General features: G+C 72.1%; 10 protein-coding genes. 4 read left to right on the top strand and 6 right to left on the bottom strand.

Features of this window, described 5'->3' with window-relative positions:
• Window positions 1–149: 149 nt before the first annotated feature.
• From yidC to OOZ19_RS18000, 3 genes are all read right to left on the bottom strand, one after another.
• A complete protein-coding gene (yidC, locus tag OOZ19_RS18010; RefSeq protein ID WP_416309456.1) occupies window positions 150–1190 on the bottom strand; it encodes a membrane protein insertase YidC in 1041 nt (346 codons plus the stop codon).
• 248 nt (window positions 1191–1438) lie between these two features.
• Window positions 1439–3289: a DNA helicase RecQ gene (gene recQ / locus OOZ19_RS18005; RefSeq protein ID WP_266091270.1), complete on the bottom strand. Its 1851-nt coding sequence runs from the start codon at window positions 3287–3289 to the stop codon at window positions 1439–1441.
• Between the two features lie 77 nt (window positions 3290–3366).
• Window positions 3367–4569, bottom strand: a complete 1203-nt coding sequence (locus tag OOZ19_RS18000; RefSeq protein WP_266091269.1) for a sensor histidine kinase — start codon at window positions 4567–4569, stop codon at window positions 3367–3369.
• 184 nt (window positions 4570–4753) lie between these two features.
• On the opposite strand from OOZ19_RS18000, the gene OOZ19_RS17995 reads away from it, so the two are divergent.
• The gene (locus tag OOZ19_RS17995) at window positions 4754–5752 is read left to right on the top strand and encodes a sigma-70 family RNA polymerase sigma factor (RefSeq protein ID WP_266091268.1); all 999 of its coding nucleotides are present in this window, start codon (window positions 4754–4756) and stop codon (window positions 5750–5752) included.
• A gap of 7 nt (window positions 5753–5759) precedes the next feature.
• Entirely contained in the window at window positions 5760–6335 is a 576-nt protein-coding gene (locus tag OOZ19_RS17990; protein WP_266091267.1) for a TIGR03086 family metal-binding protein, read from the top strand.
• A 75-nt stretch (window positions 6336–6410) separates the two neighbouring features.
• On the opposite strand, the gene OOZ19_RS17985 is transcribed toward OOZ19_RS17990, so the two are convergent.
• Both OOZ19_RS17985 and OOZ19_RS17980 read right to left on the bottom strand, forming a co-directional pair.
• The gene (locus tag OOZ19_RS17985) at window positions 6411–7502 is read right to left on the bottom strand and encodes a glycosyltransferase (protein WP_323055149.1); all 1092 of its coding nucleotides are present in this window, start codon (window positions 7500–7502) and stop codon (window positions 6411–6413) included.
• A gap of 250 nt (window positions 7503–7752) precedes the next feature.
• Complete coding sequence (locus tag OOZ19_RS17980) at window positions 7753–8289, bottom strand: DUF2165 domain-containing protein (RefSeq protein ID WP_266091265.1); 537 nt, start codon at window positions 8287–8289, stop codon at window positions 7753–7755.
• An 83-nt stretch (window positions 8290–8372) separates the two neighbouring features.
• Here OOZ19_RS17980 and OOZ19_RS17975 point away from each other — a divergent pair, with 83 nt between their 5' ends.
• Together OOZ19_RS17975 and OOZ19_RS17970 are read left to right on the top strand one after the other, a co-directional pair.
• Window positions 8373–9491, top strand: a complete 1119-nt coding sequence (locus OOZ19_RS17975) for a glycosyltransferase (RefSeq protein ID WP_266091264.1) — start codon at window positions 8373–8375, stop codon at window positions 9489–9491.
• 232 nt (window positions 9492–9723) lie between these two features.
• The gene (locus OOZ19_RS17970) at window positions 9724–10518 is read left to right on the top strand and encodes a polysaccharide pyruvyl transferase family protein (protein ID WP_266091263.1); all 795 of its coding nucleotides are present in this window, start codon (window positions 9724–9726) and stop codon (window positions 10516–10518) included.
• 1 nt (window position 10519) lies between these two features.
• Here the strand turns inward: OOZ19_RS17970 and OOZ19_RS17965 are convergent, their stop codons facing one another.
• A complete protein-coding gene (locus OOZ19_RS17965; RefSeq protein ID WP_266091262.1) occupies window positions 10520–14617 on the bottom strand; it encodes an nSTAND1 domain-containing NTPase in 4098 nt (1365 codons plus the stop codon).
• Window positions 14618–14633 lie beyond the last annotated feature (16 nt).

Here is a 14633-nt window from a genome sequence, read left to right as displayed (position 1 = left end):
CTTCGCGGGTGAGGTAGCCGGTACCTCAGGTGTCACCGCGCTTCGGTGGTCACTGCTCAGCGGCTTCGCCGCTGACAAGAGTGAGGACAAGGCGTACGAGAAGAGCGGGGTCCCCTTGCCGGGGACCCCGCTCTTCGTTCGTACAACCGCTAGCGGCGCTTCTTCTGGCTCTTCTTGGCCGAGGCCGCCTGCTTGCCCGGACGCCTCTTCTGCTGCGGGCGCCGGTTCACCTGGCGGCCGTCGGTGCGCTGACCGGCGCCTGCGGCGGCCTTGCCGGAGGTGGAGCCGTTGGTGCTCGTGGAGCCGGTCTCCGCCTCGGATTCGGACTCGTCCTCGGAGGTCTCCTCCTCCGCGTCCTTCTTGACCTGGCCTGGCTTCTGCCCGGGCTTCGGCCGCGGCGCGTCCTTCTTCGCCGCCATCTCCTTCTGCTTCTCCCGCTCCTGCTCGCGGTCGATCTTGTTGCTCAGGAAGTGCTGCTGGCCCAGCGTCCAGATGTTGTTCGCCATGAAGTACAGGACGATCGCGATCGGCAGCACCCATCCGGAGAACAAGGTGCCGATCGGCGCGACGTACATCATGAACTTGCCCATCATGGCCGTCTGCGGGTTGGCCATGGAGGCATCGGTCTGGCGCTTCATCGACATGCGCATCGTGACGAACGTCGCGATGGACGCGATCACCATCAGCGGGATGCCGACGGCCATCATGTTCAGCCGCGTGGTGCCGAACGCCTCGAGGAGCGCGGCGGGCTGGGTCAGCCAGTTGCCGAGCTTCGCGCCGAAGATGTCGGCGTTGATGAACGACTCGACCCCGGCGCGGTCGAAGATGTAGTTGTTCTGCGCCTGCGGGGTGAACCCGCGCAGCACGTGGAACAGGCTCAGGAACACCGGGATCTGCAGCAGAGCGGGAAGGCAGCCGCCGATCGGGTTGACCCCGTGCTCGGACTGCAGCTTCTGCATCTCCTGCGCCATGCGCTGCTTGTCGTTCTTGTGCTTCTCCCGCAGCTTCTGGATCTGCGGGGAGAACTTCGCCATCTTCCGGCCGGCGCGCATCTGGCTGATCGCCGGTTTGAGCAGCACCACGCGCAGCGTGAACACCAGGAAGAACACCGACAGTGCCCAGGCGAACCCGTTGTCCGGCCCCAGCACGGTGCCGAAAACCCTGTGCCAGAACCACAAGATGGCCGACACGGGATAGAGGATAAAGTCGAACACTCAACCACTCCTGGTCATCGCCCGGCAGTCATCCCCGGGCCCGCTTGCACGGCCGCGCCCGCCCTGTGCGCACCGGCCTCAGCCCTACCAGGGTGCCATGCCCGGCAGCCCGACCGAGGCGGGGCGGGGCATTACCACGGACCGTGACGTCACGATCGCTCAGCGTCCGCCTCATCCGCCCCGTGCGCGCCACGTGAACACCGCGTACCGGCGAGTGCGCGGACTCACTCCTCCGCGAGCACGTCGAGGACGAGCCGACCGTACTTGTCCAGCTTGTTCTGCCCCACTCCGCCGATGGTTCCCAGTTCGTCCAATGTGGACGGTCGTTGGGCGGCGACCTGGCGCAGCACCGCGTCGTGGAAGATCACGTAGGCGGGCACGCCCTGCTCCTTCGCGGTGGCCGCGCGCCAGGCTCGGAGGCGTTCGAACAGCGGTGCCGCCTCGGCGGGCATCTCCACCTGCTCGCCCTTGCGCGCCTTGGCGGCCTTCGGCTGCTTCGCGGGCTTGTCCGGTTCGCGGCGCAGCCGCACCGAGCGCTCCCGGCCCAGCACCTCGCCGCTGGCCGCGGTGAGCACCAGCGTGCCGTAGTCGCCCTCCACCGCCAGCAGGCCCTGGGCGAGCAGCTGGCGCACCACTCCGCGCCAGTCCGCCTCGCGCAGGTCGGTGCCGATGCCGAAGACGGTGAGCTCGTCGTGGCGGTGCTGGTCGACCTTGTCGTTGCGCTTGCCGAGCAGGATGTCGATGACGTGCCCGGCACCGAACTTCTGCCGCCGCTCGTTCTGCAGCCGGTACACCGCCGACAGCAGCTTCTGCGCGGCGATCGTGCCGTCCCAGGACTCCGGCGGAGCCAGGCAGGTGTCGCAGTTGCCGCAGGGCTCGCCGTCCTGGCCGAAGTAGGCCAGCAGCTGCACCCGGCGGCACTCCACGGTCTCGCACAGCGCGAGCATCGCCTCCAGGTGCGTGCCGAGCCGCCTGCGGTGCGCGTTGTCGCCCTCGGAGTTGTCGATCATCTTGCGCTGCTGGACGACGTCCTGCAGGCCGTAGGCGAGCCACGCCGTGGACGGGAGGCCGTCGCGGCCCGCCCGGCCGGTCTCCTGGTAGTAGCCCTCCACGGACTTCGGCAGGTCCAGGTGCGCGACGAACCGCACGTCGGGCTTGTCGATGCCCATGCCGAACGCGATCGTGGCGACCACCACCAGCCCTTCCTCGCGCAGGAACCGGGACTGGTGCGTCGCGCGGGTCCGCGCGTCCAGGCCCGCGTGGTAGGGCACGGCCGGGATCCCGTTCTGGCTGAGGAAGTCCGCCGTCTTCTCCACCGACGACCGCGACAGGCAGTAGACGATCCCCGCGTCGCCGGCGTGCTCGGTGCGCAGCAGGCTCAGCAGCTGCTTCTTCGGGTCGTTCTTGCCGACGATCCGGTACTGGATGTTCGGGCGGTCGAAGCTCGCCACGAAGTGCCGCGCCTGCGCGAGGTCCAGCCGGGTCGCGATCTCGCCGCGGGTCGCCTCGGTGGCGGTGGCGGTCAGCGCGATGCGCGGCACGTCCGGCCAGCGCTCGTGCAGCATGGACAGCGCGAGGTAGTCCGGGCGGAAGTCGTGGCCCCACTGCGCCACGCAGTGCGCCTCGTCGATCGCGAACAGCGAGATGTTCCCCTTGTCCAGCAAGGACAACGTCGACTCGACGCGCAGCCGCTCCGGCGCCAGGTAGAGCACGTCCAGCTCGCCGTTGAGGAACGCGGCCTCCACGGCGCGGCGCTCCCCCGCGTCCTGCGTGGAGTTCAGGAACCCGGCTCGCACGCCGACCTCGGTGAGCGCGTCCACCTGGTCCTGCATCAGCGCGATCAGCGGCGAGACGACCACGCCGACACCGTCCCGGACCAGCGCCGGAACCTGGTAGCACAGCGACTTCCCGCCACCGGTGGGCATCAGGACCAGCGCGTCACCGCCACCGATGACGTGCTCGACGATGTCCTGCTGCGGGCCCCGGAACGAGTCGTAGCCGAAGACGCGGTTCAACACCCCCAGCGCGTCGGGCGCGGCAGGATCGGCGACGGGACTGCTCTGCGCGGAAGTCACCGGGCGATTCTACGAAGCGGCCCCCGCCCGGATCCCGGCCGTCATGCGCCGGTGTGTCGGACGTGCCCGCGCCGCGATCAACTCCGCGCCGCCGCCGCGACGGGCAGCGTGGCGCGCAGCGTGAACCCGCCGTCCTCGTGCGGTTCGGTGCGCACCTCGCCGCCGAGCAGCTCGACCCGCCTGCGCAGGCCGTCGAGACCGCGCCCCGCGCCCCGTTCGCCCGCCCCGCCCGGACCGTTGCGGACGGAGACGCGCACGGCGTCGTCCTCGTCGCGCACCTCCACCTCCGCCGGCGCGCCCGGCGCGTGCCTGCGGGCGTTGGTCAGCCCCTCCTGCACCACCCGGTGCAGGGTCCGGGCGAGCACGGCGGGCAGCTCGCGCTCGGCTCCGGCGTCGATGAACTCCACCTCCTGACCGGCCTCCCGCACCTGCTCGACCAGGTCGGCCACCGATTCGGACTCCTCGGCGACGTGGCGCTCGGTCGCCGAATCGGGATCGTCGAGCAGCGACAGCAACCGGCGCAGCTCGGTCATCCCCGATCCGCCGAGCTCGCCGATGCGCCGCCCCGCCTCCCGCGCCGCCGGATCCGGGCTGCTCACGGCGAGCGCGTTGGCGTGCAGCACCAGCAAGGTCAACACGTGCCCGAGGTTGTCGTGCATGTCCGCGGACAGCCGTTCGCGCTCCGCCGCCTGCTCCTGGCGCGCCACCGCGACCCGCTCCCGCCTCAGCGCCGCCGCTCGATCGCGGCGGGCCTGGCCGAGCCGCCACGCCAGCACCGTCGCGACGCCGCCGAGCACCGGGGCGATCGCGGCCAGCGACGCGCCCAGCCCGAACGACTCGGCCCGCGCGCCAGCGAGCACGGCGTAGGCCAGCACCGCCACCGCGGACGTCGCGATCTCCCACCGCGCGTTCGACCGCTCGGCCACGCGCGCCCCCGCCCAGGACAGCGCCAGCGGCAGCCACAGCGCGCCGCCCTCCACCACCAGCAGGCGCCACGGCGTGTCCAGCAGGTACATCAGCGCGGCCACCAGGAGCACCGCGAGCAGCCCCAGGTGCGGGTGGGAACCCGAGCGGCCGATCACGACCGTCGCGGCGAGCTGCGCGACCGCGCCCACCAGCAGCGGCACCAGCAAGCCGCCCGGTACCGGATCGCCGAACAGGACCAGGTAGCCGAAGGCGGCGCCGAGCACCGCCAGCACCAGCGTGAGCCGGAACAGCACGCGGTGCGCGCGGCGGATTCGTGCCTCGTCGGTGCGCGGCGGCTCATCGCTGGTGACCACGCGGAGAGGATAGGCACCCGGCTGTCCGCACCGGCCGGTTCGCCGCGCGCTCGACGACTTTCGTCACCTGCTTCGCGACTTCCGTCGCATCAGCGATGAGTTCCGCCCCGCGATCTGGTCCGAACACCGCGTAGGGGAATTCCGGCACACCTACAGTGGAACTCCCTGTTGGAGGCGGAAGGCCATGATCATGGCGAAGCACCTCGAAGACGACGAATTCCTGCGGCAGGCGGACCCGTTCCGGCGGGAACTGCTGGCGCACTGCTACCGGATGCTCGGGTCGGTGCACGACGCCGAAGACCTCGTGCAGGAGACCTACCTGCGCGCCTGGCGCGCCTACGACCGGTTCGAAGGCCGGTCGTCGCTGCGCACCTGGCTGCACCGGATCGCCACCACCGCGTGCCTGACCGCGCTGGAGAGCCGGGGCCGCAGACCGCTGCCCACCGGGCTCGGCAACCCCAGCTCCGATCCGCGGGAAGACCTGGTGGAACGCGGTGAGGTCCCCTGGCTGGAACCGGTGCCGGACGCGCTGCTGCCCGACGGGAGCGACCCGGCCGACGTGGTGACCTCGCGGGAGCACACCCGGCTGGCGCTGGTCGCGGCGCTGCAGCACCTGCCGCCGCGGCAACGCGCGGTGCTGCTGCTGCGGGAGGTGCTGCGCTGGCGCGCGGCGGAGGTCGCCGAGCTGCTCGGCACCAGCACCGCGTCGGTCAACAGCAGCCTGCAACGCGCCCGCGCCCAGCTCGACCAGGTCGCGCCCGCACCGGAGACCGTCACCGGACCGGCCACCGCGCACCAGCGAGCCCTGCTGAAGCAGTGGGTCACCGCGTTCGAGGCGAAGGACGTGCCGACCATCGTCGAGCTGTTCACCTCCGACGCGGTGTGGGAGATGCCGCCGTTCACCGGCTGGTACCAGGGGCCGAAACCGATCGGCAGGCTCATCGCGCACCGCTGCCCCGCGGGCCCCGACGACATGCGGCTGGTCCGCACCTCCGCGAACGGCCAGCCCGCGTTCGGCGTGTACATGCGCGACGAACGCGGCGACTTCCAGCCGTTCCACCTGCAGGTGCTCACGATGCGCGGGGACCGCGTCGAGCACGTCGCCGCGTTCTTCGACGCCGCGTTGTTCGAGACGTTCGGCCTGCCCGCCCAGCTGCTCGCCGACTCCCGCGCCGCGCGCTGACCACGGCATGGAGGGGAACCCGGCACCGCGGGTGCTCGGCGGCGTCGACCTGCTGGAACGCGCCGTGAACTACTTGACGGGCGTGCTGCACGACGTGCCCGCGACGGCGCTGTCCCGGCCGACGCCGTGCGCCGCGTGGGACCTGCGGGCGCTGCTGGCGCATCTGGACGACTCGGTCTCAGTGCTCGACGAGGCCGTCGGCGGCCGGATCGGGCTCGGCCCGGAAGCGCCGTCGGAAGCGGATCCGACGAGGGCGCTGCGGGACCGGTCCAGGCGGTTGCTCGGGGCGTGGAACGCGGCGGTCGACGTCGCCCCGGTGACGGTGTTCGGCGCACCGGTGAGCAGAGGTGTCGTCGTCGGCACCGGGGCGTTGGAGATCGCGGTGCACGGCTGGGACATCGCCCGCTCCAGCGGGCAGCACCGGCCGTTGCCGACGGCGCTCGCCGACGACCTGCTGCCGCTGGTTCCGCTGCTGGTGGCCGACGCGGACCGGCCGGGCCGGTTCGACGCACCGATCCCGCTGCCGGCGGGCGCGGGCGCACCGGAACGCCTGCTGGGCTTCCTCGGCCGCGACCCGCGATGAATTCCACCCGCGCGCACCGTCGTAACCGGCGACGGCCGCACATCCGCTGGGGGTGATGTGCGGCCGTCCCCGGGGTCAGCCGGTGAAGTCGGTGAGGCGGGCGGCGATCTCCTCCGGCGAGGGCATCGCGGCGATCTCGGCGGCGACCCGCTCGGCGACTTCGCGGGGCTTCTCATCGGCCAGCAGGGTCCGCGCCGCGTCGTGCACCGCTTCCGCCGTGACCTCGGCGCCGAGCAACCGCGTTCCCGCGCCGGCCGAGCTGATCGTCTCCGCATTGGCGAACTGGTCCGCGCCCTGCGGCAGGACCAGCTGCGGCAACCCCGCGCCCAGCGCGGCCAACGTCGTTCCGCTGCCGCCGTGGTGCACCACCAGGTCGACGTGTTCCAGCAGTTCGGCCTGCGGCACCCACTCGTGCACCGACACGTTCGCGGGCAACCCGCCCAGCGCGTCCGCCGCCACGCTCGGGCCCGTCGCCACGACCACGTCCACGTCGAGGGTGGCGAGCCCGCCGATGGACGCGCGCAGCAGCTCCGCGTCGCCGAAACCGGTGCCCAGCGTCAGGTACACCAGTGGGCGCGTCCGCGGCCCCACCGCCTGCGGTGGCAGCTCGCCCCCGCCCGCGAACGGCACCGGGCGCAACGGCGTCCGATCCACCGCGGCGAGGAATTCGGCGTCCTGCAGCGAAGCCGGGAAGATGTCCAGGTAAGGATTTCCGACGGTGCGCAGGTCCCCCGCGGGCAACGCGATTCCGAACTCGTCGGCGACACCGCGCAACGCCGCGTCGAAACCGGGGAAGTGCGCCGGGCTCTGCCTGCCGAAACCGTGGCAGACGCCTGGAATCCCGGCGTGCCGCGCGGCCAGGGCGGCGCCGTGGTTGCCCGCCTCGTGCACCACCAGGTCCGGGGTGAAGCGTTCCAGCACCGGCAGCAGATCGGCGGTGTAGCTGCGCGGCAGCTCGGCGCCGAACACCCGCACCACCAGCGAAAGCCACTCGTCCGAACCGGGTTCCGGCCGGGTCGCGGAATCCCCGCTCGCTGCGGCGAAACCCGCTCCGATGGGCACGCCCACCGCTTCGGTTCGCAGTCCGAGACCGCTCAACGTCCGCTCGAACTGCGCGCCCGTGGCGAAGAGGACTTCATGGCCGTGCGCGCGGGCGGCGCGAGCCAACGGGACCAGTGGAAACACGTGACCATGAGCGGAAAGGCTCGAAAGGAGAATTCGCACGAGACCGACACTAGTCGCCGCGCCCAGGTGCGCGGTGAATTCGGCGCGAAAGCGGAGCACCGCATTCCGAAATGACCGGAAATGCCCGGGAGATCTGATTCGAGCCGGGGTGATCGCAGCCCTCCTGCCGCGATCACCCGGCCCCCAGTGTGGAAACCCCGCGGCACGACCGCCGCGATGGAGCCGTCGGAGGTCAGGCCGCAGCCTGCTCCTTGTCCGGCATGTGAACGAGCAGCAAGCCGATCGACGCGATGATCAGGTTCTGCAGCGCGGGCTGCAGACCGTTCCACTTGTCCGACTGCCACATCATGAACCACTCACCGCCGATGACGATGAATCCGCCGCCGAACAGCAGCACCTCCAGCAGCCAGCCGAAGCTGGCCAGCCGCCGCGCGCGTTCGACGGCCCGCGCGTCGGCGTGCGGGCGGACCCACGCGACGAACGCCGCGATGAGCACCACCGAGATCAGAACCTCCCATCCGATCACCAGGATGTACGCGATCGTCCCCAGCGCGGGATGCGTGATCGACCGCCACATCGTGTCGGGTGAATTGAAAGTCGTGTCCATTGCGAACACGTGCTGCACGAACTCCGCATTGGTTCCGAAGTCCGTGAGGTTGCCGAAGGCGACCAGCCCCATCTGCACGGCGGAGATGGCCACCATGACCGTGATCACCGCGCGCAGACTCCCCAACGTTGCCAGAAGACGCATGCGGCGGACTGTACGCAAGGTTCCGGTGACGAGACCCTTTACGTGCCGCTATCGCAATACTCCATGCTGGACACCGGCATCGGACGGACAACGGAGGAAACATGCGGGTGTGCCTGGTCTCGCACCGGTTGGGCGGGTTCGACGGGGTGAGCATCGAGGCCGCCAAGTGGATCGCGGGCTTGCGCGCGCTGGGGCATCAGGTCACCCGGGCCGCCGGCCACTTCGTCGACCGCGAACCTGGTGACGTCGAGGTCACCGGTATGTGGGCCGACCGCCCCGGCGGCGACCCTCCCCCCGTCGCGCACGACACGATCCGGCGGCTCTGCGCCGAGCACGAGCTGCTGGTGCTGGACAACGCGGGTTCGCTGTGGAGCGCCCCGGACGCCTCCGCCGCCTGGCAGCGGCACGCGCTCGACGCGGGGATCCCGGTGATCCTGCGCCACCACGACCCCGCCTGGCAGGGCACTCCGCTGCGCGCCGTCGACGGCGACACCGTGCCGCTGCACCACCCGGCGCACCTGCACGTCCTGATCAACGAGCGCACCGCGCGCGAATTCGCCGAGCGCTGGCCCGAACTGGACCGGACCGGGGCACTGCGCGTGGTGCACAACCGCGTCGACGTCGACGGGCTCGGCGGCGGCGACCGCGACGGCACCCGCTCGCGGCTCGGGGTCGCGCCGGACGAACTGCTGATCGTGCACCCGGCCCGGGCCGAAGGGCCGAACAAGAACATCCCCGGCGCCGTCCGGTTCGCCGCCGCCCTCGACCGGCGTTGGGACCGCCCGGTGCGGTACTGGCTCACCGACGACACCCCGGCACCCGCCGGACCAGCGGCGGACGCGCTCGCCACCGCGCCCGGACCACTGCGCGGCCACGTCGCCGAGCAGGCCGACATGTACGCGGCGGCCGACCTGGTGCTGCTGCCCTCGACGTGGGAGGGCTGGGGGCTGCCGGTCGCCGAAGCCGCCGCCGCCCGACGGCTCGTCGTCGCGGGCCCGTACCCGGTGCTAGACGAACTGCGCGCCCTCGGCCTGCGCGTCCCCACCCCCGACGACGTGACGACCACCGCCGCCGTCCTGCGCGACCCTGCCGCGACGAAGGCACTGCTCGACGCCAACCACACCGCCGTCCGCGACCACCTCGACGCGGCCGAACTCCCCGCCGTCCTCACCGACCTCATCCGGCTGTCCCGAGCCCGCCCCCACACCACCCCGGCCTGAGCCCACCAGCCCCAAACCGGCCGTTGTCCCTCGTCTTGTCAGCGGCGAAGCCGCTCAGCAGCGACCACCCTCGCGACCGGCACCGCCGCAGGTTCTCAGTCGTCCTCTCGCGAGGACAGCTTTTCCCCACGTGGCGGAGCCACTCGGGAAAAGGATCGCGCAGCGAGAAGGCGACCGAGGTTCTGCCACCCCACCCCCCGAAGCAAAACGACCACCTCCCCAGAATCGGCGTATGAACGAGATCTTCGTCGTGCATCGGCGCGACCCGGACAACATCGGCGACATGGCCTGCCCGCCGTCGAACCACCCCGAGCACTTCCCGTGGCTGGCCGACGCCACCACGATCGACATCGAGCACGACATCCCGCGCTACGCGGACCGGCTGCGCCACGCCCACGTCATCTACGGCGGCGGCGGGCTCATCGGCACCGGGTTCTTCGACCGCCAGCTCGACCAGCTGATGGCGTTGCGCCCGCCGAAGCTCGTCGTCTGGGGCGCCGGGCACAACAACAACGAGCACCACACCATCACCGACCCCGGCTACCTGGACCGGTTCGACCTGGTCGGCCTGCGCGACCGGGCCGGACCCGGCCCGTACGAGTGGGTGCCGTGCGTGAGCGCGCTGCTGCCGAAGCTCGCCGACCCCGGCGAACCACGGCACGAGATCGTCGCCTACCGCCACCGCGACCGGAAACTCCCGTTCCCCACCGACATCGACGGGTTGCCGCTGCTGACCAACCAGCACCACGACCTGGGCGAGACGCTGGAGTTCCTCGCCTCCGGCGCCACCGTGCTGACGAACTCGTACCACGGCGCCTACTGGGCCACCCTGATGCGCCGCCGGGTCGTGGTCGTGGACCCGTTCGCCTCGAAGTTCTTCGGCTTCCACCACCCCGTTCCCGTCGTGTCCGGGGACGGCTGGCGCGACGCGCTCGCCGACACCCGGACCTACCCCGACGCGCTGCGGGAATGCCGCGAGAAGGTGCTCGGCTTCGGCGACCGGGTGCGGGAGCTGTTCGGCCGCTAGCTCACTCGCACGGCGGTGCGTACGGGACCTGCGGGATCGTCTGCTCCCACTGGCCCCGCGGCAGCACGCCTCGCGTGGTGGAGCAGATCCGCTCCACCGCCCGGTCGACGTCCAGGTCCCACAGGTAGGCGGTGTTGTCGCCGCTGGCGGACGCCACGACCCCGCCGTTCGGGCTGAACGCCACCGAATGCACCGCCGCGCGGTGCGCGCTGAGCGAGATGCCGATCGGCTCGGCGTGCTCCGGGTCCTCGACGTTCCACAACCGGACGGTGCGGTCCTCGCTGCCGGTCGCCAGCGTCTTGCCGTCCGGGCTGAACTCGGCCGACTTGACGTTCTGGGAGTGCCCGAGCAGCGGCGACCCGAGTTCCTCCGGGTTCGCCGGGTCCTCGATGTCCCACAACCGCACCGCCTTGTCCCCGCCGGCGGTGGCGAGGACCCGCCCGTCCGGGCTGAACGCCGCGGAGTACGTCGCCGAGTTCTCCATGTCCCACGGCCGCCCCACGAGCGTGGGGTGCTCCCGGTCGGCGACGTTCCACAACCGGACGGTGCCGTCGCTGCTGGCCGTCGCCAGCAGCCGCCCGTCCGGGCTGAACCGGACGTTGTTGATGTAGCCGCGATGGCCGAGCAGCGGTGCGCCGACCCGCACCGGATGCGCCGGGTCCGCGACGTTCCACAGCTGGGCGCTGAGGTCGTCGTTCCCGGTGACCAGCGTCCGCCCGTCCGGGCTGAACGCCACCTCCCCCATGTACCGGGTGCCGACCTGCAGCGGAGCGCCGAGCGGTTTCGGCGCCGCCGGATCGCGCATGTCCCACAACCGCACCGTTCCGGCGCCGCCACCGGTGGCCAGCACCTGGCCGTCCGGGCGGAACACCGCCGCGTACACCGAACCGACCGGGCCCGGATAGACCGTCAGCGGATCGCCCAGCGGGCGCGGCAGCCGCGGGTTCGACGTGTCCCACACCTGCACCGTCCGGTCTTCGCTGGCGGTGACGAGGACCTTGCCGTCCGGGCGGAACACCGCGTCGTTCACGCTCGCGCTGTGCCCGGCGAGGACCTGCTCCGGCACCGACCACAACCGCACGGCCCCGTCGTCCCCGCCGGTCGCCAGCGTGCGCCCGTCCGGGCTGAAGCCGACGGCGAACACCGTGCTGCTGCCCGCGCTGAGGCTCTGCCCGATCTGCGTCGCGTACGACGGGTCGGTCACGTTCCACAGCAGCGCCGAGCTGTCCGCGCTGCCGGAGGCCAGAGTCCGCCCGTCCGGGCTGAACTTCACCGACCACACCGGCGCGTCGTGCCCGATGAGGGCGGGCCCGAGCTGGCGCGCGTTGCCCGGGTCGTGCACGTCCCACAGGCGGATCGTCTTGTCGACGCTGCCGGAGGCCAGCGTCCGGCCGTCCGGGCTGAACGCCACCGAGTGCATGCCTTCGGTGTGCCCCTCCAGCGGTGTCCCGATCGGCACCGGCCGGGCCGGGTCGGCCACGTTCCACAGCCGGATGGTCCGGTCATCACCGCTGGTCGCCAGCGTCCGCCCATCCGGGCTGAAGGCCAAGGTCCGCACCTGCGCGGTGTGCCCGGCCAGCGGGCCGCCCAGCGGTGCGGGGTGCGCCGGGTCGGCGACGTTCCACAACCGCGCGGTCTTGTTCTCGTTCGCCGTGGCCAAGGTGCGCCCGTCCGGGCTGAACTCGATCAGGTAGATCGTGCCGTCGTCGCCGCTCAGCGGCGCGCCGAGCGGCTTCGGGTGGGCGGGGTCGGCCACGTCGTAGAGCCGGACCTGGCGGTCGTCGCCCGCCGCCGCCAGCGTGCGCCCGTCCGGGCTGAACACGGCCGAGGTCACCCAGCTGCCGAAGTCCCGCAACGGCTCGCCCAGCGCCTTCGGCCGGTTCCGGTCGCTGACGTCCCACAACCGCACCGTCCGGTCGTAGCCGGCGGTCACGAGCGTCCGGCCGTCCGGGCTGAACGTGGTCAGGTAGATCGAGCTCTGGTGCCCGTGCAGCGGGGTGCCCAGCGCGGAGTTCTGGGTGGACAGCACGCGGGTGTCCACCGCCGGGTCGTCCGGGCGGAGCCGCTTGGCCACCAGGTCCAGCTTCGCCGCCGCGGAGGGGTCGACCGACTGCAACCGGTCGGCCTGCGCGAGCACCTGGCGGAACTCGGCGTCGTCGCGCTCCCGGACCGCCAGCACCGCCGCCACCGCCGCCACCGCGGCGAACACGCACACCGCCGCCGCCGTGGCCCGCCGGAACCAGCCCGCCCGGCGCAGGTGCCGCAGCGAGGCGGCGAGGAACTCGTGGCTGATCGCCGAGAGCTCCGCCGAACCCACCTGCGCCGCCCAGTGCCGGGCGGTTTCCAACCGCGCCCCGCGGTAGAGCAGCGATACGTCCCGGTCCTCCTGGCGCCACGCCTCGGCATCGCGTTCCAGCCGCTGCCGGGCGAGGTTCCCCGCGCGGTCCTGGTCGATCCAGCCGCGCAACCGGGGCCACGCGTACAGCAGCGCCTCGTGGCTGATCTCAGCGGACTCGGAGTCCAGCGTCACCAACCGCGCCGCCGTCAGCACGTTCAGCGCCTGCCGGGCCGCTTCGCGGTGCTCGGCGTGCTCGACGATCTCCGCGTACGTCGCGCGCCTGCGCGTGTCCTGGGTGTCCTCGCCAACGTGCACCAGGCGCAGCAGCACCTGCCGCGCCGCGGCCTGCCCATCCTCGGCGAGCTCCGACCACGCCCGTTCCGCGGTGGCGGCCACCGCGCCTTGGATGCCGCCTGCCGCGCGGTACCCGGCGATGGTGAGCTTGCCTGCCTGCCTGCGCTGCCAGGTCACCATCAGCGCGTGCGAGAGCAGCGGCAGCGCCCCCGCGTCGTACGCCCGCTGCGAGGGCTTGCCGTAGGCGCGGCCCACGCTCACCCCGAGGTCGCGCAGCAGCACGTCCACCAGGCCCGGTTCGATCTGCAGCCCGGTGGCCTTCGCCGGGCCCGTGATGGCTTTGCGCAGTTCGGCGACGGTCATCGCGCCGAGCACCATCTGCCGGTGCTGCAGCGCCTCAGCCAACTCGGGGAAGTCCAGGCACCGCGCGTAGAAGTCCGCGCGCAACCCCAGCACCACCAGCCCCGGTGAGGTGCCGCCCGCGAATCCCGTGGTGCAGCAGGCCTGCAGGACCCGCACGAACAGGGCTCGCCGGTGCTCGTCCCGGCAGACCGTGAACGTCTCCTCGAACTGGTCCACCACCAGGACCAGCCGGGCCTCGTCACCGACCGCGTCCCGCACGTGCCCGGCGACGGCGTCGCGCACCGACTCCGCGAACCGGAATTCCTCGTCGGAGTCGTCGACGTCCGATGCCGCGTCGTCGCGCTCCGCCGCGGCGAGGACCTCGTTGAGCTCGGGGATCAGCTCGGTCAGCGACCGCAGCGGATCCTCGCCCGGCGTCATCGTCCGCACCGGCCACGACGAGGAACCCTGGTCTGCCAGCGCCCCACCGGTCAGCGCCGGGAGCAGGCCCGCCCCCAACAGCGAGGACTTCCCCGCTCCCGAAGCGCCGACGAGCATCGTGATGCCGCCCTCGTCGGCCGCGGTGGCGAGCCGTTCCACCAGCGTGGTGGTGGCGCGCTCCCTGCCGAAGAACCAACCGGAGTCGCCCTCGTGGAACGCGGCCAGCCCGCGGTACGGGCAGAGCCCTTCGGCGGTGGGCGGGCCGCTGTCCGGCGGAGTCCCGTTCGTCTCACCGGACTCGGTCGCCGGTGGCGCCTCCGGCGCGGCCAGCGGGCTGGTCAGCGCTTGCTCCCACCGGGCCCGCCACACCGATAAGTCGTACAGTCCGTCGACCGGGGGCTGCGGCTGGTTCTTCCGCGCCTCGCCGATGAGGATCTCCAGCACCACCGACAGCGCCGCGAACCTGGCGGGCACGTTGCGTCCCCGGCGCCAGTCGCTGATCCGCTGGGCCGTCGACCGGATCGGCCTGCCCCGCTCGTCGAGCCGCCGGACCCGTTCCACGGCGTCGGCGACCCGCTTCAGCGGTGGGTCTCCGGCCGTCACGTAGAGCAGGGCGAACCGTTCCGCGAACAGCGCACGAGTGCCGGAGCCCGCCGCCGAAGTTCCCGCTTTCCGGTCCGTCATCCCCGTCCTCCTCCGG

This window comes from Saccharopolyspora sp. NFXS83 (assembly GCF_026241095.1).
In the GTDB taxonomy this organism is placed as follows: domain Bacteria; phylum Actinomycetota; class Actinomycetes; order Mycobacteriales; family Pseudonocardiaceae; genus Saccharopolyspora_C.
Note: the sequence above shows the minus strand (reverse complement) of the source record. Positions and strands in the feature narration are given on the sequence as shown.

Bases quoted from the DNA above. Each gene is read 5' to 3' on its own strand.
- OOZ19_RS17995 (WP_266091268.1), top strand. From the start codon at position 4,754: ATGATCATGGCGAAGCACCTCGAAGACGACGAATTCCTGCGGCAGGCG.
- OOZ19_RS17990 (WP_266091267.1), top strand. From the start codon at position 5,760: ATGGAGGGGAACCCGGCACCGCGGGTGCTCGGCGGCGTCGACCTGCTG.
- OOZ19_RS17975 (WP_266091264.1), top strand. From the start codon at position 8,373: ATGCGGGTGTGCCTGGTCTCGCACCGGTTGGGCGGGTTCGACGGGGTG.
- OOZ19_RS17970 (WP_266091263.1), top strand. From the start codon at position 9,724: ATGAACGAGATCTTCGTCGTGCATCGGCGCGACCCGGACAACATCGGC.
- OOZ19_RS17965 (WP_266091262.1), bottom strand. From the start codon at position 14,617: ATGACGGACCGGAAAGCGGGAACTTCGGCGGCGGGCTCCGGCACTCGT.